A 20,724-nucleotide genomic window follows, 5' to 3' on the forward strand; every position below is an offset into this window, starting at 1 on the left:
CCTCGTCTTCGCGAAGTCGTTTGCAGCAGCCTAGCGGGCGACGTGCGCCCTGTCATCCGCGCCTATACGTTTGTGCGGAACACCGCCACGAAGAAGCCATCCATGCCACCGATGTCGGACCAGTAGTCGGGACGCAAGCGCAGGCCCTCCGCGCCGATCCAGTTCGGATCAATCCCCGGCACGTGAAGCGGTGTGGTCTCGACGGTGATGCCCGGATTACGCTCCAACGCATCGCGCACCTGCTCTTCGCCCTCGTCGATCAGCAGGGAACAGGTGCAGTAGACCACGCGCCCACCGGGCTTCACCAGCTTGAGCGCCCGGTCGATCATCTGCTCTTGCAGGCGGAAAAGGTCCGGAAACTCACTGCCGTCCTTGGCCATGGGCAGATCAGGGTGGCGTCGGATCGTACCGGTCGCCGAGCAGGGCGCGTCGAGCAGGACGGCATCGTATTCGCCCGTATGCGCCAGCGCATCGCCGATGACGACGTCGGCGCTCAGTCCCGTGCGCATCAGGTTCTCGGTCACGCGCCCCATTCGCCCTTCGGAAATATCCAGCGCCGTGACCTGCGCCCCAGCCGCAGCCAGTTGCAGCGTCTTGCCACCGGGCGCGGCGCACATATCCAGCACGCGCTCACCCGGTTGCGCACCCAACACCCGCGCGGGAATCGCGGCGGCAGCGTCTTGGACCCACCATGCGCCGTCCTCGAATCCGGGCAGCGCGCTGACCTGACCGGGGGCCGTCAGCCGCACCGATCCTGTGGGCGTAACCGTCCCACCCAGCCGCTCGGCCCATCCTGCCGGATCATCCTTCACCGTCAGATCGAGCGGGGGCACCTGCGCGAACACCGCCTCCATGTCCACCATCGCCGCCTTGCCGAAATCGGCGGCCAGCGGTTTGCGCAGCCATTTGGGCAATAGGGGCAGAGGCAGATCGTCCCACTTTCCGGCCCGCAAAACGTTACGCAGCACGGCGTTGACCATGCCGGTCTGCGTGCCGCCCCGCTCCAGCCCACGCACCATGTCCACCGCGGCGTTCACCGCACCGTGCGAGGCCGTGCCGTCCACGAACACCTCGACCACGGCCAGCCGCAGCGCGTTATGCACCGCAGGCCAAGGTTTCATGCGCAAAAACGGCCCCAGCGCCCGGTCCGCCCGGTCGCGCCAGCGCAGTGTCGTGACGGCCAGCCGCTGCGCGCGCGCCCGCTCGGGCCCGGACAGCGGCGCAAGGATATCCGGCATCGCCTCGGACAGCAGACGCTGTTCGTCGGTGACGGCATTCAGCAGGGCAAGGGCGGCAGCGCGGGCGGTATCCATGGGCATCCCTTGGAGGAACAGGTCGGCGCGCGTATATGTAGTGCTACGCAAGATGACCAGCGAGGCCGCCATGACAGACCGTAAAGACCTGCCCCCCGAAGCGATCCGCGCATTGCAAGAGGCCGAGGCGCGGCGCAAGGAAAAGCCCGCGCTGGACCTGCCCCCCGAATTGGGCGGGCGCGATGGCCCCGAAGCCGTGCGCTACGGCGACTGGGAAAAGAAGGGCATCGCCATCGACTTCTAGGGGTTAGCGGATCGACAGGTCCGCCGTATCCCCCTGCCCGCGATCCGCGATGAAACGCACGGACGCGCCGTCAGAGTAGACGGCCTGGCAGTTCATATCCCACGACCGAATCGCGACAGACATTTCACGGCAGAAATAGCCGTCCTGCCATGTCCATGATCCCGTCACGTTGAATCCAAGACCGCGCCCGGTGATCTGCCCGCCCGGCGTGGCCTGGATCGAGATTCCGCTGGTCGTCAGCGTCTTGCCCGCGACTGTCCCGATGAACGCATCGCGCGTTTCGATCCGGGGCAGATCCTGCGCGACGGCAGGTGCGGCTAGGGCAACAAGGGCGAGTGTCAGGGCTTTCATGGCATCCTCCGGCTATTGGTCGAAAGATAGCGCCGCCTCGGTTCAGTCCAACGCCAGCACATTCACCATGTCGTAATGACCGGGCGCCTGATCCTTGGCCCAGATCGCCGCGCGAATGGCGCCGCGTGCGAACAGCGAACGGTCGGTCGCGTTGTGCGACAGGGTCAGCACCTCTCCCGGACCTGCGAAAACGACATCATGATTGCCGATGATGTCACCGCCCCGAATGGCGTGAAAGCCGATATCTCCCTGCGTGCGTGCGCCGGTGATCCCATCGCGTCCCCGGTCGGACACCTCGCCCAAGGCGACACCGCGCCCCCTGGCTGCTGCTTCTCCCAGCATCAGCGCAGTGCCGGACGGCGCATCGACCTTCATGCGGTGGTGCGCCTCGACCACTTCGATGTCGTAGTCGATGCCCAGCGATGCCGCGACACGCTCGACCACGCGGGTCAGCAGGTTGACACCAAGGCTCATGTTGCCAGCCCGCACGATGGCGATCTTTTCGGCGCAGGCGTCCACGGCGGCGATGTCGTCATCAGTCATGCCGGTCGTGCCGATGATATGGGCAACCCCTGCCTCGGCGCAAAGCTGCGCCATCGCGACCGTGGCTTCGGGTGCGGTGAAATCGATCACTGCATCGGCTCCGGCCAGACCCTTGGCAGCGTCATCCGTCACGGTCACGCCGCCGCAATCCGTGCCGACCATCTCGTGTCCTGCCCGCTCGATCGCCCCCGAAAGGGCAACGCCGTCCGTCTGTTCGATCAGCTGGACCAACATCTGGCCCATCCGCCCCGAAACACCTGTCACCGCGATCTGCATGGCATCCTCCGTCTTTGCTTCGGGCTAACCCGCCGGACGCCCCGTCGCAACGACGCTGTTGCGCGGGCTGTCTATCATCCATATCTGCGAGCGCATGGCAAAGAACCGTTTTTCCCAAGGCTCCGGCCCCACCCAGCGTCAGCTGCGCGTGGGCGAGCTGATCCGCCGCACGTTGTCGGACGTGCTGAACCAGGGCGATATCCACGACCCGGACCTGAACCGCATGTCGATCACGGTGTCAGAGGTGAAGACCTCTCCGGACCTGAAGATCGCCACGGCCTACGTGCTGCCGCTGGGCGGCAAGAACCGGCCAGAAGCAATCGCCGCACTGGCGCGCAACAAGTCAGAGCTGCGCCGCGCACTGTCCAAGGACACGGCCCTGAAGTTCACCCCCGATTTGCGGTTCGTCATCGACGAGACGTTCGATCGGATGGACGACACCCGCGAGCTCTTCGCCCGCGAGGAGGTCCAGCGCGATCTGGATGGGGAAGAGGAATGATTCGCGCCTTTGCGATCCTGTTGGGATTGGCTGCAGCGCCTGCCGTCGCGGGCACCTGCGAGCAGACCGATTTCGACGGCGCGTCTTTCACCGTTTGCCGGATCGACCCGGCCACCGAAGACGTGCGTCTGTTTCTGAATGACGACACGGGCGCAACTCTGGGCAGCTTCTCGGCGGTGAACGACGCGCTGGATCAGGGCGATCTGGGCATCGCCATGAACGCGGGCATGTACCACCGCGACCGCAGCCCTGTAGGACTTTATGTCGAGGACGGACAGGAACTGTCAGGCATCGTGACTGCGGCCGGGCCGGGCAACTTTGGGCTGCTGCCCAACGGTGTGCTGTGCCTGACCGACAATGCGGCGCAGGTGATCGAAAGTCGTGCCTTCGCAAGCGCGCGACCCGATTGCCGCGACGCCACCCAATCCGGGCCGATGCTGGTCATCGACGGCGCTTTGCACCCGCGCTTTTTACCTGATTCCGACTCGCTGAACGTGCGCAACGGCGTCGGTGTCGGCGCGGATGGCACGCTGTTCTTCGCGATCTCTGACGCGCCGGTGAACTTCCACACTTTTGGGCGGCTGTTTCGCGACGCTTTGGGCACCCCGAATGCGCTATATCTCGACGGCTCGATCAGCCGCCTCTACGACGCCGACGGCGGGCGGCACGACGCTGGGTGGCCCATGGGGCCGATCATCGGCACGGTCCGGGGAGCGAACTGATGGGACGACGCAAGGGACGCGAGATTTCGGGGTGGTTGATCGTCGATAAGCCCGCGGGCATGGGCTCGACCGACGTTGTGAACAAGGTGCGCTGGGCGTTCGATGCAAAAAAAGCAGGCCATGCGGGCACGCTGGACCCGGACGCGACAGGCGTTCTGGCGGTGGCGCTGGGCGAGGCGACGAAGCTGGTGTCCTCCATCACCGATGCGCTGAAATGCTACGATTTCACCCTGAGATGGGGCGCCGAGACGACGACCGACGATGCCTCTGGCGAGGTGATGGAAACGTCCGACATGCGGCCCACGCGGGCCGCAATAGAAGCCGCGTTGCCAGCCTTCGTGGGCGACATTCAACAGGTGCCGCCCTCGGTGTCGGCAGTAAAAGTCGATGGTGAGCGCGCCTACGATCTGGCCCGCCAAGGCGAGCGCCCCGAACTCGCCGCCCGTGATCTTTATGTGGATGAGCTGACTCTCTTGGACGCTGACGACGACACCGCAACCCTGCGTCTGGTCTGCGGCAAGGGCGGCTACGTTCGCGCCATCGCCCGCGACCTCGGGCGCGCTTTGGGCGGTCATGCGCACGTGGTCACTTTGCGGCGCACGTGGTCCGGTCCGTTCGATCAGGCCGATGCCGTGGGCATGGACCGTATCGAGGAACTGGCGAAGTCACCCGAAATCGACGCGCTTTTGCAGCCTGTCGAGGCCGGCGTGTCCGACCTGCCGCGCTGCCACGTGACCGAAATGGCCGCGACCCGCATCCGCAACGGCAACCCGGCAGAGGTCGTCGGCACCGACGCCGAATTCGGCGATCTGACATGGGCGGCGCATCAGGGGCGGATCGTGGCGCTGGGTCACTACAAGGCTGGGCATTTCCACCCGAGCCGCGTTCTGAACCTTTGATCGAACGCCGTCACCTGAAGGGCGATGCCGAGAGCGTCGCGCTCTATTCGGACTGCGAACGCTACCGCTATGCCCTGACGCGGGTATGGAAGTCCGAACGCCGGCGCGCTTTGTTCGTTATGCTGAACCCCTCGACGGCCACGGAAGTCCAGAACGATCCGACCGTGGAACGGTGTGAGCGCCGCGCGCGGACGCTGGGGTTCGGTGCCTTCCGCGTATGCAACATTTTCGCATGGCGCGACACCGATCCGCGCGCGCTACGGCAGGCAGTGGACCCAATCGGGCCGGATAATGACGCCGCAATCCGCGACGGTTGCGGATGGGCCGACGTGGCGATCTGTGCGTGGGGCACCCATGGCGCGCTGGGTGATCGCGGTGTCGCGGTGGAACAACTGATGCGCGATGCAGGGTGCGAGTTGCATCATCTTGGACTAACGAAGGGAGGGCATCCGAAGCACCCATTGTATATCGCCTACTCCGAAACGCCAAGGCCGTGGCCCGCGGAAGATCAGACCGGGCCGGGAACCATTTGAATCGCATCGGCTGTCGCGTTTGGGACACCTACGATGACGGCGACGAGGGTGTCGTCCACGAACACCTCTGAATCGCCGCCGTCGATGGAGGGCAGAACGTCCAGCGCCGCTTCGGCGCTTCCTTCTATCTGAAGCACGTCGGTTTCCAGATCGAAGCCGACGACTTGCTGCGGAGCAGCCCCTGGCCCTTCCGCTACCTCTGCGTCATCGGGCAAGTCGGGCAAGTCGGGCAAGTCGGGCAAGATCGCCTCGCCCGTCACGTCTTCACCTGCAAGCGCAGGCTCTTCCGGATCGTTGGGCAGCAAGGCCTCATTAGCCGGTTCACCGGCGTCGGCTACGGTCTCTGGGTCGTCAGGCAGGATACCCGGATCGCCGTTCAACAGCAGCGCTTCGATACCGACCGCGTCACCACCTGCGGCAGACAGGGATATCGCGTCGACCGGAACCACATCCATATCGGTGAAACGCATCTCGACGGCGCCGTCAGGCACTTCGAAAGTCAGCATCGCAGGCACCGGAGGATCGGCATCGGGGTCGGCGGGGGAGGTCAGATAACCGGTCGTGTTCTCTGGCACGTTCAGTGCAATTTCCTGCGTCTCGGGATCGAAATCGGCGATCTCCATAACACCGGGAACGGCTTGAATTTCCATGATGGACAGGTCTTCCAAGGGCTCAACCGACAAGTCATCTGGCGTGTCGTCCGTAACGGCGTTCTGCTCAAACATCATTGCGTCAGCAAGTGGATCAGACGCTTCCGCCGTCTCGACAGCGTCGGACGAGTCGTCGGAACCCTCGTCGTCTGTGCCGCCCATTCCCACCGCGTCCGCCAAGCGTGCGAAATCAGGTAGCGCGAGCGCGCCCATGACCGAAGCGAGGATCAGACCCGTTAGCATTTCGCTTGTCCTCTTCGCGTCCTCAGGGGCAACTCTCTCTCAGCGTGCATAGCAGACACTGCTTCTTATACATATCGAGAAGTTACGAATTGGTCAACGCGCGCTCGACTGCAACAGGGCTTTCCAAACCGGCCAAGCTGGTCTAAGGGGCGCGCTTGCCGCGGTCCGCGCGGCGCATTCACGGGCCCGTGCTGGACGACATCCCGGCCGGTGCCGACATATCCAACCGATAGGAGGACCCGATGTCGATTACTGCAGAAGACAAGCAACAGGTGATGAAGGACTACGCGACGAAGGACGGCGATACCGGCTCGCCCGAGGTCCAGGTCGCGATCCTGACGCATCGCATCTCCGCGCTGACCGAGCACTTCAAGACCCATAAGAAGGACAACCACTCGCGCCGTGGCCTTCTCAAGCTGGTCGCACAGCGCCGCAAGCTGCTGGACTACACCCGCGCCAAGGACGAGGCCCGCTACAAGGACCTGATCCAGCGGCTGGGCATCCGCCGCTAGGTCGCACCTTTGAAATGACACGAGAAAGGGGCCCTACCGGCCCCTTTTTATTGTCCGAAGTTGGACACGCGAGCAGTTCACCGCACTTTTGTCTTGCAAAGAATCACGCCTTACCCTCCGTTAGGGTTGTAGGCGGTAACTTCAAGTCGGGAGCGTAGTGCGATGCTTCAGGAAACAACCCTCAAATCATCCATGACCGAAAACGGCTCGCTTTCCGGGACCGTCGTGATCGTCGAAGATGATCGCGTGATCGCCGAAGACCTGCGAAGCATGTGCGAAGAAGCCGGGATGCGCGTGCTGGAATTGATCGGACGTCCGCACAAGGCCGCAGAACGGATCGCCGCCCTGTCCCCAAGTCATGTGTTGATGGATATACAACTGGGCGGTCGTGAAGACGGCGTCGATATCGCGCTGAACGTGCGTCGGACGGACGCGCGGGCGAAGGTCATCTTCGTCACCGCGTCCGCCGATGAGCGGAACATGGCGCGAATTATGAAGAACGGCCCCCTGCCCGTCCTGGTCAAACCGATCAGCGAAGGACAACTGCGCGCAGCGCTCGCAGGTTAAGTCCGCCCGGCGGTCGCCGCCAGTCATCCCCATACGCACGCCTTCCCAACTCGCTTCGTTTCCTGTAGGGGCGGGCGCATCTGAGACGTGACGCTTCGACCCCGGCGCATGGCAGTGATGGATGGGGTCGGCGGCAATGGGGCCGCCAATCAATAGGACCACCAGAGAGGGCTCTGGCTGGCCCAGACAGGATAGAACAGATGTTCAACGAAGTTAAGAAATCGATGCAGTGGGGCGAAGAGACGCTCACGCTCGAAACCGGCAAGGTTGCACGCCAGGCCGATGGATCGGTCATCGCCACCTACGGCGAGACCTCCGTGATGGCCAACGTCACCTACGCCCGTCAGCAAAAGCCCGGACAGGACTTTTTCCCGCTGACCGTTCACTACAACGAAAAATATTACGCCGCGGGCAAGATCCCCGGCGGCTTCTTCAAGCGCGAGGCGCGTCCGACCGAAAAGGAAACGCTGACCTCTCGCCTGATCGACCGTCCGATCCGCCCGCTGTTCGTGCCGGGCTTCAAGAACGAAGTGCTCGTGATCTGCACCGTGCTGTCGCACGATCTGGTCAACGATCCCGACATGGTGGCAATGATCGCTGCCTCTGCAGCGCTGACGCTGTCGGGTGCCCCCTTCATGGGTCCGATCGCGGCCTGCCGCGTGGGTTACACGGATGGCGACTACATCCTGAACCCCGAAATCGAAGACATGCAGAAGCTGCGCAACAACCCCGAGCAGCGTCTGGACCTTGTCGTCGCGGGCACCAAGGACGCCGTGATGATGGTGGAATCCGAAGCCTACGAGCTTTCGGAAGAGGAAATGCTGGGCGCAGTGAAGTTCGCGCATGAGCAGATCCAGCCGGTGATCGACCTGATTATCGACTTGGCCGAGGACGCCGCGAAAGAGCCGTTCGACTTCACCCCGCCGAACTACGACGACCTGTACCAAGCCGTGAAGTCCGCCGGCGAAGACCAGATGCGCGCCGCTTTCGCCATAACCGACAAGCAGGAACGCACGACGGCCATCTCGGACGCGCGCGCCCACATTGTCACGCAGCTGAACGAAGAGCAGCAGCTGGATCCGAACCTTGGCTCTGCCTTCAAAAAGCTGGAGTCGTCCATCCTGCGCGGTGACGTGGTCAAGGGTGGCAAGCGGATCGACGGTCGCGCGACCGACGAAGTGCGCGACATCGTTTGCGAAACCGGCATCCTGCCCCGCACCCACGGCTCTGCCCTGTTCACGCGCGGCGAGACGCAAGGTCTGGTCGTCACCACGCTGGGCACCGGCGACGATGAGCAGATGATCGACGCGCTGGAAGGCACCTACAAGTCGAACTTCCTGCTGCACTACAACTTCCCGCCGTACTCGGTCGGCGAAGTCGGTCGTTTCGGACCTCCGGGCCGTCGTGAGATCGGTCACGGTAAGCTGGCATGGCGCGCCCTTCAGGCGGTGCTTCCGGCTGCGACGGACTTCCCCTACACGATCCGCCTGGTCTCCGAGATCACGGAATCCAACGGTTCCTCCTCGATGGCTTCTGTCTGCGGCGGCTCGCTGTCGATGATGGACGCGGGCGTTCCGCTGAAGGCACCGGTGGCCGGTGTGGCCATGGGCCTGATCCTGGAAGAAGATGGCGACTACGCGATCCTGACCGACATCCTGGGTGACGAAGACCACCTGGGCGACATGGACTTCAAGGTTGCGGGCACCGCCAACGGCATCACCTCGCTGCAGATGGACATCAAGGTCGCCGGTATCACGCCAGAGATCATGTCCAAGGCGCTGGAGCAGGCGAAAGCCGGCCGGATGCACATCCTGGGCGAGATGAACAAGGCGCTGTCCGAAGCGTCCGAGTTCTCCGAGCATGCGCCCCGGATCGAGACGATGCAGATCCCCACCGACAAGATCCGTGAAGTTATCGGATCGGGCGGCAAGGTGATCCGCGAGATCGTGGAAGTGTCCGGTGCCAAGGTCGACATCAACGACGACGGTGTCATCAAGATCGCGTCCTCGAATGGTGACCAGATCCAGAAGGCCTACGACATGATCTACTCGATCGTGGCAGAGCCGGAAGAGGGCAAGGTCTACAAGGGCACGGTCGTCAAGATCGTCGACTTCGGCGCCTTCGTGAACTTCTTCGGCAAGCGCGATGGCCTGGTCCACGTGTCCCAGATCGAGAACAAGCGCCTGAACCATCCGTCGGACGTGCTAAAGGAAGGCCAGGAAGTTTGGGTTAAACTTCTGGGCTTCGACGATCGCGGCAAGGTCCGTCTGGCCATGAAGATGGTCAACCAGGAAACCGGCGAAGAAGAAGCCCCGGCAGACGCCGAAGGCTGAGCCCCCATGCGCGCATGACGCTGACCTACCTAGAACACCTCAACGGCAGCCTCCCCGATCCGGGGGGGCTTCTATGCGTTGCGCTGATTCATAATGAAGCAGCGTTGCTACCGGAGTTTCTTCGCCACTACAGGGACTTGGGAGTGACGAGTTTCGTAATCGTGGACGATCGCTCGGATGACGGGACTTATGACTTACTGGAGGCAGCAGATGACGTCGCCGCGTTCGCGCCAGTGGCGGGGTCGACATACGCAGAACACAAGCGCAAGTGGCGATCGGAACTGCTTGATAAATTCTGTGCAGGTCGTTGGGCCATAGTTCCCGACATCGACGAACATATGGTCTTCGCTGGAATGGAGCATGGCGGCCTTCCTAAGCTTGTCGACGCCTTGGACGCAGACGGATGCGAAGCCGCGCAAGCAACGATGATCGATATGTACGCCGATGGCACTTTGGGCGACATGAACTATTCTAACGGGCGCTTGACCGACGCTTTCCCACTGTTCGACGCGCCTGACTGCTACCATCGCCTCGCCGCGCCTAAGCGATTCCGCCGCAAATTTCCGACTCCTTTCTTTATGGTAGTAGGCGGCATGCGACAGCGGGTGTTCGAGCCGGTGGCGTTTGATAGATCGAAGTGGACCCATCGCGCCTTCCTAGATTTCGCCGCGATCGAAAATGGGTTCGTGTCGACCGCTGGCGATCGCGTGAAAGCTGTGGCGCTGCGTCAGTTGGTGCGCAGCACTCTCGCAGACCGGCCGCTTTTCAATCTGACTAAGATTCCGCTCGTGAAATGGCGCAGAGGAATGACTTACTACAATGGCGCTCATGCCCTGTCCGGGCAGCTTGCTCTCTCAAAGCGCCGCTTGGCGCTGCTTCACTTCAACTTCGCAGGCGGCATGAGCGCGATACGTTACAAATCTGCCCGTGGCCAACATGCTGCCGGTAGTAACTTCTACAGACGGATTGAGGATGGCAGACCAGAGACGACGGCCCTACTCTTTGATCGTTCGCTGCACTACGTTCAACCGCAATCGCTGGGATCGCTCATTTCTTAAGCGAAGCTTCCAAGCCGTAGCTGCGAGCAACGCGGCTACTAGTTCCCGACACTACATAAAGGGGCTCGCAGAATGCGTGTTCGTATTTTTAAGGACCTCGAGAAAACGCTGCCGGAGGATCGGTTCGTCGCGTGGACCAATTTGCGCGGTCGCTACCGCGGCAAGCAGCATTATGTGTCCTCCGTGCCGAGCGAGCCGGAAGGCATCCTGATCGCTCAGGATAAGTTCGACCGGATTTATTTCTGCCGCCGTCCGCGCCACAACCGATACAAGAACGGCATCATGAACCGAGTCGATTTTTTGGCTCACGAGTATCACCTGGATCGGCTGACGGACCTGCGCGGCGGCACCTTCATCGACTGCGGCGCGAATGTGGGAGAGCTGGGCCTGTGGGCCAAGGTGCGCGGCTTCTCCTATATTCCGTTCGAGCCTGAGGATTTGGAAGCGCGTTGCGTCGATCTGAACGTGTTCGACGGGGCCGACACCTGCCATCGCAAAGGCCTGTGGAACGAGACGACGACGCTGCAATTTCATAGCAGCCCCGACAGCGCCGACAGTTCGCTGATCGCGTTCGAGGGCAGCACGCAGACTGCCAAATTGGAGGTCGTGCGGTTGGATGATGCCGTGGATCTGTCCACCGCTGACGGTCCCGTGATCTTCAAGCTGGAAGCCGAAGGCGCAGAGCCAGAGGTGCTGGAAGGCGCGAAAGACAGCCTCGCGCATATCGACTGGGTCGCGGTCGATTGCGGATATGAGCGCGGCCCCGACAAGCAGCACACATTCGTCGAGACGAACACCGCGCTCGTCGACCACGGTTTCCGCTTGGTTGCCGCGCAGTTCGGGCGCGTGACGGCGCTTTACGGACGCCCAGGCGCGACCTGATCTGTGACGCGCGTCCTGCACATCCATTTCGGCAAAGAAGGCGGCGCAGAGCGGTTTTTCGTGAACCTTGCCACCGCTTTTGACAAGCGAGGAGTCGAACAGCGGTTCGTCATCCGCCCCAACCGCAGTTGGGGCGACGCGATTGCCGCGCTCGGCCCGGTGCGTCACAGCAACTTCCAGCGGTTGTCGCCGATGCGCTCCCTCGTGCGCGCCCATATTCGCAAGACCTGCCGTGACTGGCAGCCGGATGCGGTGATGGCCTGGATGCACCGCGCCGCGCAGGCTCTGCCACCGTCGCATGATGGTGTGCGCCTGTGTCGGCTGGGAGACTACCCCGCAAACCTCAAACATTTTGACAACTGTGATGTCGTGGTCGGCAATGTCCCCGGCATCGCGCAACGGCTGGATGATCTGGGCTGGAGCGGCGGGCGCACGGTGGTGTCGAATTTTCCCAAGCCGGTGACGCCCCGGCCTGTGTCTCGTGCCGACCACGATACGCCCGAAGATGTGCCGCTCTTGGTCACCGGCGGGCGATTCGTGCCGCGAAAGGGCATGGACATTGCGATCCGCGCCGCCGCCCGCATTCCCGGCCTGTGGCTGTGGCTGATCGGTGACGGTCAAGAGCGCGCTGCACTGGAGGCTCTTGCCCGCGAACTTGGCATCGCCGACCGCACCCGTTTCATCGGCTGGGTGGACGAGACGATCCATTACATCGCCGCCGGAAACCTGTTCCTTCTGCCCTCGCGCCACGAGCCGCTTGGCAATATCCTGTTGGAGGCCTGGCAAGCTGGCGTACCGGCCATCTCGACCCGGTGCGAGGGGCCATCGTGGTTCATGCGCGACGGTGTCGATGGGCCGATGGTGGATATCGATGACATAGACGCGACCGTGACCGCCCTGCAGGCTCTTCTGGACGACCCGGCACGCGCACAGCGCCACGCGGCTTCGGCGACAGAGCGACTGCAGCAGATGTTTACCGAGGACGCCATTGTCGACGAATATATGCGCCTGTTCGCCATGACACCAAGTGAAGCAAGGGCCCTTCGATGAGCTTGGAAGCGTTTCTCATCAACCTTGACGGCTCCGACGCGCGACTGGCCACAGCCGCCAGCCAGTTGGACAGGATCGGGATGAAGTGGTCTCGAGTGCCTGCGGTGGACGGGCGCGGCAAGCCGACGTCTGATTTCCCGCAATACGATGATGCCGCCTGTCGCCGCTACATGGGCCGGTCGATGACGGGCGCGGAGATCGCGTGCCACCTTAGCCACGCGCGTGCCGCAGAAACCTTCCTGCACAGCGGGGCCAGCCACGGCCTGATCCTGGAAGACGATTTCACCCTGATTGCCGATGGCCCGACGCTGACCACGGTGTGCGAATGGCTGATGGCCGAAAGCGCGCTCGACTGGCAGATCGCGAACCTTGGCGCGCACAAGAACAAGATCAGCACAGAGATCGCGTCAGTCGAAGGCCACGCCATCCTGCGCGCGCATTACTTTCCGATGCTCGCCACCGCGATCCTGTGGACGCGGCCCGCAGCAAAGACGTTCGTTGCCGATGCCGCGCGCTTGTTCTGTCCTGCGGACAACCAGCTGCGCTACTGGCAGACCCGCACGGACGGTGGCCTTTCGATCTGGCCCCCCCTGATCCGCGCGGGGGACCACCCCAGCGATATCGACAGCAAGAGCCGTCGCACCGACAAAGTCGAGCGCACGGCGACCTATGGGCTGGCCAAACAAAGACGCCTCTGGACCGACAAGATCATCGCGTTTCGGCACCAGAAGGGCCTTTGACCGGAAGGCCTGATAAATACTTCGTCAGCCGCGATACTTCCGCGCGCGACTGCACTATCCTAATTACCAAATGATCGACTTCCGAAGGACCGAATCGCATGGATAGAAGAGACTTCATTACCACCGGCCTTGCCGCTTTCGGTGCGGCTTTGGTAGGCGGCCCCGCCGCCTTCGCGCAGGACGCGGCACCGGCGAGCTCTGGCTTGCCGCCACACCTGCAGCCCAAGTTCGTGCAGCTGCGCTATGCCCTACCCGCGAACGAAGTGCACGTTTTCCCCGATCACTTCCAGCTGTTCTGGACGCTGCCGAACCGTCAGGCGTGGCGCTACGGCATCCGCGTGGGGCGCGCAGGCCTGTATGAACCCGGACAGTACTTCGTGGGTGCGAAGAAAGAGTGGCCTTCCTGGACGCCGACGCCCGACATGATCGCGCGCGAGCCGGAGAAATATAAGCAATACGAAGACGGCATGCCCGGCGGCCCCGGCAACCCCCTGGGCGCGCGTGCGCTGTATCTGTTCCAGGAAGGCCGCGGCGACACGTTCCTGCGCATCCATGGCACGGCTGACGTGAACACCATCGGCCGCGCGGTTTCGAACGGCTGTGCGGGCCTGACCAACGAGCATGTGAAACTGCTGTATGAGCAGGTTCCGATGAACACCCGTGTGGTGCTGTATCCCAAGATGGTCTGAACGACCGTCTCGGTTTCTGATACGCTGAAGGCGTCGCTCGCAGAGCGGCGCCTTTTTCATGTGTTAGCGCCCGAACTGCGACACTGCGGCTGTGCAGAGCGGGTGCATTCCGACGCAAAAGCGCTTATTTCCATCCCGACACCGACGAAAGGTAGGCGAATGGACACGTTTCTTGGATTGGACGCATTGGTGCTGGCCCGGATCCAGTTCGCCTTCACCGTCGCATTCCACTTCATCTTCCCGGCATTTACCATCGGATTGGCAAGCTTCCTTGCCGTCCTGAACGGCATTTGGCTGAAAACCGGAGAGCGTGTTTACTACCGCCTGTTCAAATACTGGGTGAAGATCTTCGCCATCTCTTTCGCGATGGGCGTCGTGTCGGGTATCGTGATGTCCTACCAGTTCGGCACCAACTGGTCCGTGTTCTCTGACCGCGCGGGGCCGGTGATCGGACCGCTGATGGCTTATGAGGTTCTGACCGCCTTCTTCCTGGAGGCCGGGTTTCTTGGCATCATGCTCTTCGGACGCGACAAGGTCGGCCCCACGCTGCACATGGTTGCCTGTCTGATGGTGGCCGTCGGCACGGCGATTTCTGCCACGTGGATCCTATCGGTCAATTCGTGGATGCACACGCCTGCGGGCTACGTGATGGGCGAGAACGGCCAGTTCCTGCCCGACGACTGGATGAAGATCATCTTCAACCCGTCCTTCCCCTACCGCCTGCTGCACACCCTGACGGCTGCCTATCTGGGCACAGCCTTTGTGGTCGGTGGCGTGGGCGCGTGGCACCTGCTGCGGGGCAAGCGCGACAACATCGCCGTGCGGCGCATGTTCTCGATGGCGATGTGGATGGCCGCGATCGTGGCCCCGTTGCAGATCGGCGCGGGCCACCTGCAGGGCATGAACACCTATGAGCATCAGCCGACCAAGGTGCTGGCGATGGAAGGTCACTTTGAAAGCAGCGAGGACGGTATTCCCCTGATCTTGTTCGGCATCCCGGACCAAGAGGCGCAGGAAATGCGCTACGAGCTTTCGATCCCACGCCTTGGCGGTCCGATCCTGGAAAAGGGCCTGAGCGCGTCCATGGACGGGCTTGATACCGTGCCGATCGACGAACAGCCGCCGGTCGCCATCGTGTTCTACTCGTTCCGCATCATGGTCGGGATCGGCTTCCTGATGGTGGCCGTCGGGTTCTGGTCGCTTTGGGCGCGCTACAAAGGGCGTCTGTATGAAGACAAGTGGCTGCACCGCGCGGGTGTGCTGATGGCGCCGTCCGGTCTGGTCGCGGTGATCGCGGGCTGGATTACGACAGAGGTGGGGCGCCAGCCCTACACCGTCTACGGCGTGATGCGCACGTCTGAATCCGTGTCGCCCATCGCCGCCTCTGCCGTCGGTACGTCGCTTCTGATCTTCATCGCCATCTACTTCGCGGTGTTCGGCGCAGGCATCCTGTACCTGCTGAAACTGATGAGCCGCGCGCCGGACGTCGGTGAGAAAGAAACCGACGACAGCGGCCCGATCCGAACGGGTGGCATCACGCCGGGCAGCCTGCCCGCAACGCAGCCTGCGGAATAGGATCGAGATATGGACATCGGACTGGGCATCAGCATCGACCTGACCATCGCGTGGGCCATCCTTCTGGCGTTTGCCGTCTACGTCTACGTCATCCTCGACGGGTTCGATCTGGGCATCGGCATCCTGTACCCCGCCTTCCCCGCGAAGGAAGACCGCGACCTGATGATGAACACGGTCGCACCCGTCTGGGACGGCAACGAGACGTGGCTGGTGCTGGGCGGCGGCGGACTATTTGCCGCTTTTCCCATGGCCTACGCGATCATTATGCCTGCGCTTTATCCGCCGATCATCGCGATGCTTCTGGCGCTTGTGTTCCGTGGGGTGGCGTTCGAGTTTCGCTGGAAGGCAGCCTCGGATTTCTCCCGTCGATTCTGGGACTGGGCGTTCATCGGCGGCTCGACCGTTGCTGCGCTCAGCCAAGGGATCATTCTGGGCGCTTTGCTTCAGGGGATAGAGGTCGACGGCCGCGCCTATGGCGGCGGCTGGCTGGACTGGCTGACGCCGTTCTCGGTCACCTGCGGCGTTGCGGTGATCTTCGGCTACGGTCTTCTGGGCGCGTGCTGGCTGAACTGGCGCACGACCGGCTACATGCGCGAGCAGTCCCGATATATCGCGCGAATGCTGGGTTTCGTCACCGTCGCCTTCATCGGCATCGTGTCCCTGTGGACGCCGTTTCTGGAGCAGGAGTATTTCCAGCGCTGGTTCGCATGGCCGTCGATCCTGCAAGTTCTGCCGATCCCCGCGCTCGTCATCGGCTTTGTGTTCATGCTGGGCCGAGAGTTGTATAACGAGGCGAACGACTGGATGCCCTTCGTGCTGACGCTGGGTCTGTTCGGGCTGTGCTTCCTTGGCCTTGGCGTGTGCATGTGGCCTTACATCATCCCCACCGAGGTCACGATGTTCGAGGCTGCGAGCCCGTTCAAATCGCAGCTTTTCATGTTCGTGGGCGCAATCATCCTGATACCGATCATCTTGGCCTACACCATCTATGCTTACTGGGTGTTCCGCGGGAAGCTGGAGCACGGTGAAGGCTACCACTGATGCTGCGCCGGGTAGCTTGGTTCGTAGCGATCTGGGTGCTGAGCGTCACGGCGTTGGGCATCGTCGCCTACGGCATCCGGTCCATGATCTTGTAGACAAGGCACGTTGCGAGCCTATCTGGCCGCGGATGAAGCATTTTCTGATCCGCCTCGCCGCACTGGCCCTGTTGGCCGCCCCTCTTCACGCGCAGGAAGACACGCCTGCCACAAGCCAGCCCGCCATCGGCGACGCGACAGAGGAGGCCGCCTTGAGTGGCACGCTGACCGTCGCCACCCGAGAGGCCCCGCCCTTCGCCTTTCGCGGCCCCGACAACGAATGGACCGGCATCGCCATCGAGATGTGGGCCGCGCTCGCCGACGAGCTGGACCTTGATTACACTTTGGAAGAGGCGTCGCTGGCCGACATGATCGAAGGCACCACCGATGGCCGCTTCGACGCCGCCGTCGCTGCGCTGACGATCACGCCCGAACGCGAGGGGCGGCTTGATTTTTCGTTCCCCTACTATTCAACAGGCCTTGGTATCGCGGTCGATCCCGGCGCGTCGGGCGGCTGGCTGCGCGTCGCGGCAAACTTCTTTTCGTGGCAATTTCTGACCGTGCTCGCCAGCCTATCCGCTGTCTTGTTGATCGCAGGCGCGGCCATGTGGTTTTTCGAGCGGGGAAAAAACGAAGAATTCCCCAAGGCCCCGGCAAAGGGCTTGGGAGACGGCTTCTGGTGGGCCGCGGTAACAATGACCACCGTGGGCTACGGCGACAAAAGCCCACGCACACTGGGCGGACGTATCGTCGGTTTCATCTGGATGTTCACCGCGATGATCATTGTCGCCAGCTTCACTGCCGCCATTGCTGCGTCGCTGACGGTCGGTCAGCTCGGCGGGCGCGTCGGCGGCCTTCAAGATCTGGACAGCGTGCGCGTGGGCGTGGTCGCGGACAGCGCGGGCCAGACAGAGTTGACCGAGCGGCGCATCGACAGTCAGGGGTTCGAGACCGTCAACGCAGGCTTCAACGCTCTTCTGGCGGGTGATATCGACGCCTTCGTTCACGACCGCCCGCTGATGCTGTTCACGGCCGATCAAGACTATCAGGGACAGGTTCGCATCCTTGACGATAACGTCGGCCGTCAGGACTACGGCGTCGCTCTGCCAGAGGGCGATGACCTACGTGAGCCGCTGAACCGCGCGTTGCTATCCTATGTGCGCAGCCCCGAGTGGGGTGCCCTTACGCGGCGCTATTTGGGGACGAACTGACGTCGCGCAATGCACGGCGGCGCTGATCCCACAGGTAGATCGCCAGCGTCACAACCACGATGGCCCCGCCGATCAAGCCGCGGGGGCCAACGGCCTCTCCGACGCCCCACCACACGACGATGGGACCAAGTACCGTTTCCAGCAGCAACACAAGGCTGACATTGGCGGCAACGGTGAAGCGGGAGGCAAGGTTGAAGCAGGTGAAGGACACCGGAAGGATGCAGATGCCCGTGACCCAGATCGCGGGCAGATAGCCGTCTGTCTGCGTCAATGGTCCGGCCAGCGACCAGCCGGTCGATCCCGCGATCAGCGCGCCGAGGCCGACGGTCAGCAGCACCGGCAGATCGGGTCGTGCGCGGTAAATGGTGAAGGTGCCCGACAGTGACACCGCGACGACCAGCCCGCAAAGTGCGCCCAGAACGGCGTTCGACCCGCCACCGCCCTCTCCCCAGACCGACAGACCGATCCCGCCAAGGACGACGACAGCAGCGATCAGGGTTCTGGGCTTGATGCGGTCGCCCAGAAAGGCCGCGCCCAACAGCGCGGCGATCAGTGGCGTGCAGGCGACGGCGAATAGCACGACGGACACCGGAGCGATCGCGATGCCAGTGGCGAACAACCCGGCATTGGCGGCGCTCAACAGGATCGTCGTAACGCCGCCCAACGTCATCAGCGCCGCCAGATCGCGACGCTTGGTCCGCGAAACGATGATCCACGCCAGCGCAAGCACACAGGATTGAAGCAGCCCCCGCCATGCCACCATCTGCGCGGCGTCCAAACCGGAAATCCGCATCAGCAGCGTGTCGGGCACGATCACGAGCGCGCCGATCAGCGCGATGGTGATGCCCTTGATGTCGTTGTCCTGTCTCATGCATCGGCGCTATCCCATCGGAGGCGCACGAAAAAGGCCGGATCGCGCGGTGGCGACCCGGCCCTTCGGGGAAGGTATTTGAAGAACTGTGAAGCCGAAGCGTCAGCTCGGCTGCTTCGTCGTGCGGATGTAGGGCAGCTTCTGGTCGAAATCGCCGAACTTGTCTCGCGCCTCGTCGTCAGAGACACCACCGGTGATGATGACGTCGCCGCCTTGGCTCCAACCCGCGGGCGTCGCAACCTTGTGCTTCGCCGTCAGTTGGATCGAGTCCAGCGCGCGCAGGATCTCATCGAAGTTGCGGCCCGTGGTCATCGGGTAGGTCATCGACAGCTTCACCTTCTTGTCCGGCCCGATGATGAACACCGTCCGAACTGTCGCGTTGTCGGCAGGCGTGCGGCCGTCCGTGCGCTCTTCGGAAGCGGGCAGCATATCGTAGAGCTTGGCCACTTTCATCTCGGGGTCGCCGATCATGGGGTAAGAGACCTCATTGCCGGTGAAGGTCGCGATGTCGGACTTCCATTTGTGGTGGTCTTCCACCGGATCAACAGAAACGCCGATGATCTTGGCGTTCCGCTTGGAGAATTCCTCGGCCATGCCCGCCATCATGCCCAGTTCTGTCGTGCAAACGGGCGTGAAGTCCTTGGGATGGCTGAACAGGATCGCGTAGCCGTCGCCGATCCAGTCGTGAAAGCTGATCTCGCCTTCGGTGGAATCGGCGGTGAAGTCGGGGGCGGTGTCGTTGAGGCGCAGGGCCATGGGACTCTCCTTCGGTTGTCTCTTGAGAGGACAAGTAATCACGAACGCATGGGTTCAAAGGCACCAGAACAGAAAACAGGACGGCGTTCGCCCTAATCCGCGCCACGTGGGACGCGCGTTTGCAATCGTGCGCGGACGCACAGATTTGGTTTGTGGGCGGGCGTTTCGTGGATGGCTCGCACGCTCTATCTAGCGGCTCAACATAAGGAGGATGCCATGCTGACCCAGATCAACGGATTGCACCACGTCACCACAATCGGGTCCGACCCGCGCGCCATCGACCGCTTCTGGACGGAAACGCTGGGGATGCGGCGCGTGAAGAAGACCGTGAACTTCGACGCGCCCGATGTGTACCACCTGTACTATGGCGATACGGTCGGCACGCCAGGCACAGCGATGACCTACTTCCCCTTCCCAGACGCCCGCCCCGGCAAGCGCGGCACTGGAGAGGTCGGCGAAGTGCGCTTGGCGATCCCGCACGGTGCCGCCGGGTTCTGGGCGGATCGGCTTGGAACGCAGGTCGTCGAAGATCGCTTCGGTGCGGCATCGGTGCGCACAGAAGCGCCCGATGGCGATGTGTTCGCGCTGGTCGAGGATGACGATCCGCGCACGCCATATGCCGCCACCATCGACGCCGAGAACGCGATCCGTGGCTTTCACTCCGCGACGTTGCGCGTGGCCGACGCCGCGCCCACGGTCGAGTTGCTGCGCTTCATGGGCTACACGGAACAGGCGCGCGACGGCGATACCACCCGACTGATCCGTGAAGGCGGGACGGCCAATCTGATCGACGTGGTCGCCGCGCCTGACATGCCTGCCGCCGGTCAAAGCGCCGGGTCGGTGCATCACATCGCCTTCGCCGTCGATAACCGTGCCGCGCAGAAAGAGGTGCAGACAGCGCTGGCAGAGCATGGCTTTCAGGTCACGCCGCAGATCGACCGCGACTACTTCTGGGCCATCTACTTTCGCACCCCCGGCGGCATCCTGTTCGAAGTCGCCACCAACGAGCCCGGTTTCGACGCCGATGAGCCGCGCGAGACGTTGGGTCAGGCGTTGAAGCTGCCCGACCAGCACGAGCATCTGCGGGATCGGCTTGAGAAACATCTCGTGCCGCTGGGCTAGGCGCGCTAG

The 20,724-nt window shown here is 62.9% G+C and carries 24 protein-coding genes; 18 read left to right on the plus strand and 6 right to left on the minus strand.

Annotation, left to right across the window (positions count from 1 at the left end; all coding sequences use genetic code 11):
• Positions 1-62 precede the first annotated feature (62 nt).
• Entirely contained in the window at positions 63-1,319 is a 1,257-nt protein-coding gene (locus FIU81_RS14115; protein WP_124110775.1) for an RsmB/NOP family class I SAM-dependent RNA methyltransferase, read from the minus strand.
• A 64-nt stretch (positions 1,320-1,383) separates the two neighbouring features.
• On the opposite strand from FIU81_RS14115, the gene FIU81_RS14120 reads away from it, so the two are divergent.
• The gene (locus tag FIU81_RS14120; protein WP_124110442.1) at positions 1,384-1,557 is read left to right on the plus strand and encodes a DUF1674 domain-containing protein; all 174 of its coding nucleotides are present in this window, start codon (positions 1,384-1,386) and stop codon (positions 1,555-1,557) included.
• Between the two features lie 3 nt (positions 1,558-1,560).
• On the opposite strand, the gene FIU81_RS14125 is transcribed toward FIU81_RS14120, so the two are convergent.
• Positions 1,561-1,908 carry a dihydrodipicolinate reductase gene (locus FIU81_RS14125; RefSeq protein WP_124110441.1) on the minus strand — a complete coding sequence of 116 codons (348 nt, stop codon included), beginning with the start codon at positions 1,906-1,908 and terminating at the stop codon, positions 1,561-1,563.
• Positions 1,909-1,950: 42 nt separating this feature from the next.
• Positions 1,951-2,727 (minus strand): 4-hydroxy-tetrahydrodipicolinate reductase, encoded by a 777-nt coding sequence (dapB, locus tag FIU81_RS14130; protein ID WP_124110440.1) that lies wholly within the window; start codon positions 2,725-2,727, stop codon positions 1,951-1,953.
• A gap of 94 nt (positions 2,728-2,821) precedes the next feature.
• On the opposite strand from dapB, the gene rbfA reads away from it, so the two are divergent.
• The 4 genes from rbfA to FIU81_RS14150 are packed head-to-tail and all read left to right on the plus strand — an operon-like array spanning position 2,822 to position 5,380.
• Positions 2,822-3,226 (plus strand): 30S ribosome-binding factor RbfA, encoded by a 405-nt coding sequence (gene rbfA, locus FIU81_RS14135; protein ID WP_124110439.1) that lies wholly within the window; start codon positions 2,822-2,824, stop codon positions 3,224-3,226.
• On the plus strand, positions 3,223-3,948 hold the full coding sequence (locus tag FIU81_RS14140) for a phosphodiester glycosidase family protein (RefSeq protein ID WP_124110438.1): 726 nt from the start codon (positions 3,223-3,225) through the stop codon (positions 3,946-3,948). Before rbfA ends, FIU81_RS14140 begins: the two co-directional genes overlap by 4 nt.
• Positions 3,948-4,847 (plus strand): tRNA pseudouridine(55) synthase TruB, encoded by a 900-nt coding sequence (truB, locus tag FIU81_RS14145; RefSeq protein WP_124110437.1) that lies wholly within the window; start codon positions 3,948-3,950, stop codon positions 4,845-4,847. Before FIU81_RS14140 ends, truB begins: the two co-directional genes overlap by 1 nt.
• Positions 4,844-5,380 (plus strand): DUF1643 domain-containing protein, encoded by a 537-nt coding sequence (locus FIU81_RS14150; protein WP_124110436.1) that lies wholly within the window; start codon positions 4,844-4,846, stop codon positions 5,378-5,380. The genes truB and FIU81_RS14150 overlap by 4 nt, the downstream gene beginning before the upstream one ends.
• Here the strand turns inward: FIU81_RS14150 and FIU81_RS14155 are convergent.
• Positions 5,356-6,273, minus strand: coding sequence for a hypothetical protein (locus tag FIU81_RS14155; protein WP_124110435.1), 918 nt, complete (start codon positions 6,271-6,273; stop codon positions 5,356-5,358). The two genes, FIU81_RS14150 and FIU81_RS14155, sit on opposite strands and share 25 nt — an antisense overlap.
• A gap of 242 nt (positions 6,274-6,515) precedes the next feature.
• Here FIU81_RS14155 and rpsO point away from each other — a divergent pair, with 242 nt between their 5' ends.
• The 12 genes from rpsO to FIU81_RS14215 all read left to right on the plus strand — a co-directional run bounded on the left by rpsO (position 6,516) and on the right by FIU81_RS14215 (position 17,966).
• Positions 6,516-6,785, plus strand: coding sequence for a 30S ribosomal protein S15 (rpsO, locus tag FIU81_RS14160; RefSeq protein ID WP_124110434.1), 270 nt, complete (start codon positions 6,516-6,518; stop codon positions 6,783-6,785).
• 162 nt (positions 6,786-6,947) lie between these two features.
• Positions 6,948-7,352: a response regulator gene (locus FIU81_RS14165; RefSeq protein ID WP_124110433.1), complete on the plus strand. Its 405-nt coding sequence runs from the start codon at positions 6,948-6,950 to the stop codon at positions 7,350-7,352.
• A 200-nt stretch (positions 7,353-7,552) separates the two neighbouring features.
• Positions 7,553-9,685 carry a polyribonucleotide nucleotidyltransferase gene (pnp, locus tag FIU81_RS14170; RefSeq protein ID WP_124110432.1) on the plus strand — a complete coding sequence of 711 codons (2,133 nt, stop codon included), beginning with the start codon at positions 7,553-7,555 and terminating at the stop codon, positions 9,683-9,685.
• Positions 9,686-9,699: 14 nt separating this feature from the next.
• Positions 9,700-10,743 carry a glycosyltransferase family 2 protein gene (locus FIU81_RS14175; protein ID WP_124110431.1) on the plus strand — a complete coding sequence of 348 codons (1,044 nt, stop codon included), beginning with the start codon at positions 9,700-9,702 and terminating at the stop codon, positions 10,741-10,743.
• 72 nt (positions 10,744-10,815) lie between these two features.
• Entirely contained in the window at positions 10,816-11,625 is an 810-nt protein-coding gene (locus tag FIU81_RS14180; protein WP_124110430.1) for an FkbM family methyltransferase, read from the plus strand.
• Positions 11,626-11,628: 3 nt separating this feature from the next.
• Complete coding sequence (locus FIU81_RS14185) at positions 11,629-12,675, plus strand: glycosyltransferase (RefSeq protein WP_124110429.1); 1,047 nt, start codon at positions 11,629-11,631, stop codon at positions 12,673-12,675.
• Positions 12,672-13,415 carry a glycosyltransferase family 25 protein gene (locus FIU81_RS14190; protein ID WP_124110428.1) on the plus strand — a complete coding sequence of 248 codons (744 nt, stop codon included), beginning with the start codon at positions 12,672-12,674 and terminating at the stop codon, positions 13,413-13,415. The genes FIU81_RS14185 and FIU81_RS14190 overlap by 4 nt, the downstream gene beginning before the upstream one ends.
• A gap of 98 nt (positions 13,416-13,513) precedes the next feature.
• Positions 13,514-14,104: a L,D-transpeptidase gene (locus tag FIU81_RS14195; protein WP_124110427.1), complete on the plus strand. Its 591-nt coding sequence runs from the start codon at positions 13,514-13,516 to the stop codon at positions 14,102-14,104.
• Positions 14,105-14,263: 159 nt separating this feature from the next.
• Entirely contained in the window at positions 14,264-15,679 is a 1,416-nt protein-coding gene (locus FIU81_RS14200) for a cytochrome ubiquinol oxidase subunit I (RefSeq protein ID WP_124110426.1), read from the plus strand.
• A 9-nt stretch (positions 15,680-15,688) separates the two neighbouring features.
• Positions 15,689-16,720: a cytochrome d ubiquinol oxidase subunit II gene (gene cydB, locus FIU81_RS14205; protein WP_124110425.1), complete on the plus strand. Its 1,032-nt coding sequence runs from the start codon at positions 15,689-15,691 to the stop codon at positions 16,718-16,720.
• Complete coding sequence (locus FIU81_RS14210; RefSeq protein WP_124110424.1) at positions 16,720-16,815, plus strand: DUF2474 family protein; 96 nt, start codon at positions 16,720-16,722, stop codon at positions 16,813-16,815. The genes cydB and FIU81_RS14210 overlap by 1 nt, the downstream gene beginning before the upstream one ends.
• Before the next feature lie 32 nt (positions 16,816-16,847).
• Positions 16,848-17,966: a transporter substrate-binding domain-containing protein gene (locus FIU81_RS14215; protein ID WP_124110423.1), complete on the plus strand. Its 1,119-nt coding sequence runs from the start codon at positions 16,848-16,850 to the stop codon at positions 17,964-17,966.
• Here FIU81_RS14215 and FIU81_RS14220 read toward each other — a convergent pair.
• Together FIU81_RS14220 and FIU81_RS14225 are read right to left on the minus strand one after the other, a co-directional pair.
• A complete protein-coding gene (locus FIU81_RS14220; RefSeq protein WP_124110422.1) occupies positions 17,938-18,837 on the minus strand; it encodes a DMT family transporter in 900 nt (299 codons plus the stop codon). The two genes, FIU81_RS14215 and FIU81_RS14220, sit on opposite strands and share 29 nt — an antisense overlap.
• Positions 18,838-18,939: 102 nt before the next feature.
• Positions 18,940-19,593, minus strand: coding sequence for a peroxiredoxin (locus tag FIU81_RS14225; protein WP_124110421.1), 654 nt, complete (start codon positions 19,591-19,593; stop codon positions 18,940-18,942).
• A gap of 216 nt (positions 19,594-19,809) precedes the next feature.
• Between FIU81_RS14225 and FIU81_RS14230 the strand changes: the two genes are divergently transcribed.
• Positions 19,810-20,715: a VOC family protein gene (locus FIU81_RS14230; protein WP_124110420.1), complete on the plus strand. Its 906-nt coding sequence runs from the start codon at positions 19,810-19,812 to the stop codon at positions 20,713-20,715.
• Positions 20,716-20,724: the final 9 nt, after the last annotated feature.

Source organism: Palleronia sp. THAF1, from assembly GCF_009363795.1.
In the GTDB taxonomy this organism is placed as follows: Bacteria; Pseudomonadota; Alphaproteobacteria; order Rhodobacterales; family Rhodobacteraceae; genus Palleronia.

Coding starts and splice junctions, on each gene's coding strand:
- rbfA (WP_124110439.1), top strand. CDS start 2,822: ATGGCAAAGAACCGTTTTTCCCAAGGCTCCGGCCCCACCCAGCGTCAG.
- cydB (WP_124110425.1), top strand. CDS start 15,689: ATGGACATCGGACTGGGCATCAGCATCGACCTGACCATCGCGTGGGCC.
- FIU81_RS14210 (WP_124110424.1), top strand. CDS start 16,720: ATGCTGCGCCGGGTAGCTTGGTTCGTAGCGATCTGGGTGCTGAGCGTC.
- FIU81_RS14120 (WP_124110442.1), top strand. CDS start 1,384: ATGACAGACCGTAAAGACCTGCCCCCCGAAGCGATCCGCGCATTGCAA.
- FIU81_RS14155 (WP_124110435.1), bottom strand. CDS start 6,273: ATGCTAACGGGTCTGATCCTCGCTTCGGTCATGGGCGCGCTCGCGCTA.
- FIU81_RS14200 (WP_124110426.1), top strand. CDS start 14,264: ATGGACACGTTTCTTGGATTGGACGCATTGGTGCTGGCCCGGATCCAG.
- FIU81_RS14165 (WP_124110433.1), top strand. CDS start 6,948: ATGCTTCAGGAAACAACCCTCAAATCATCCATGACCGAAAACGGCTCG.
- FIU81_RS14215 (WP_124110423.1), top strand. CDS start 16,848: ATGAAGCATTTTCTGATCCGCCTCGCCGCACTGGCCCTGTTGGCCGCC.
- pnp (WP_124110432.1), top strand. CDS start 7,553: ATGTTCAACGAAGTTAAGAAATCGATGCAGTGGGGCGAAGAGACGCTC.
- FIU81_RS14190 (WP_124110428.1), top strand. CDS start 12,672: ATGAGCTTGGAAGCGTTTCTCATCAACCTTGACGGCTCCGACGCGCGA.
- FIU81_RS14225 (WP_124110421.1), bottom strand. CDS start 19,593: ATGGCCCTGCGCCTCAACGACACCGCCCCCGACTTCACCGCCGATTCC.
- FIU81_RS14175 (WP_124110431.1), top strand. CDS start 9,700: ATGACGCTGACCTACCTAGAACACCTCAACGGCAGCCTCCCCGATCCG.
- dapB (WP_124110440.1), bottom strand. CDS start 2,727: ATGCAGATCGCGGTGACAGGTGTTTCGGGGCGGATGGGCCAGATGTTG.
- FIU81_RS14220 (WP_124110422.1), bottom strand. CDS start 18,837: ATGAGACAGGACAACGACATCAAGGGCATCACCATCGCGCTGATCGGC.
- FIU81_RS14115 (WP_124110775.1), bottom strand. CDS start 1,319: ATGCCCATGGATACCGCCCGCGCTGCCGCCCTTGCCCTGCTGAATGCC.
- FIU81_RS14125 (WP_124110441.1), bottom strand. CDS start 1,908: ATGAAAGCCCTGACACTCGCCCTTGTTGCCCTAGCCGCACCTGCCGTC.
- FIU81_RS14180 (WP_124110430.1), top strand. CDS start 10,816: ATGCGTGTTCGTATTTTTAAGGACCTCGAGAAAACGCTGCCGGAGGAT.
- FIU81_RS14195 (WP_124110427.1), top strand. CDS start 13,514: ATGGATAGAAGAGACTTCATTACCACCGGCCTTGCCGCTTTCGGTGCG.
- FIU81_RS14140 (WP_124110438.1), top strand. CDS start 3,223: ATGATTCGCGCCTTTGCGATCCTGTTGGGATTGGCTGCAGCGCCTGCC.
- rpsO (WP_124110434.1), top strand. CDS start 6,516: ATGTCGATTACTGCAGAAGACAAGCAACAGGTGATGAAGGACTACGCG.
- FIU81_RS14230 (WP_124110420.1), top strand. CDS start 19,810: ATGCTGACCCAGATCAACGGATTGCACCACGTCACCACAATCGGGTCC.
- truB (WP_124110437.1), top strand. CDS start 3,948: ATGGGACGACGCAAGGGACGCGAGATTTCGGGGTGGTTGATCGTCGAT.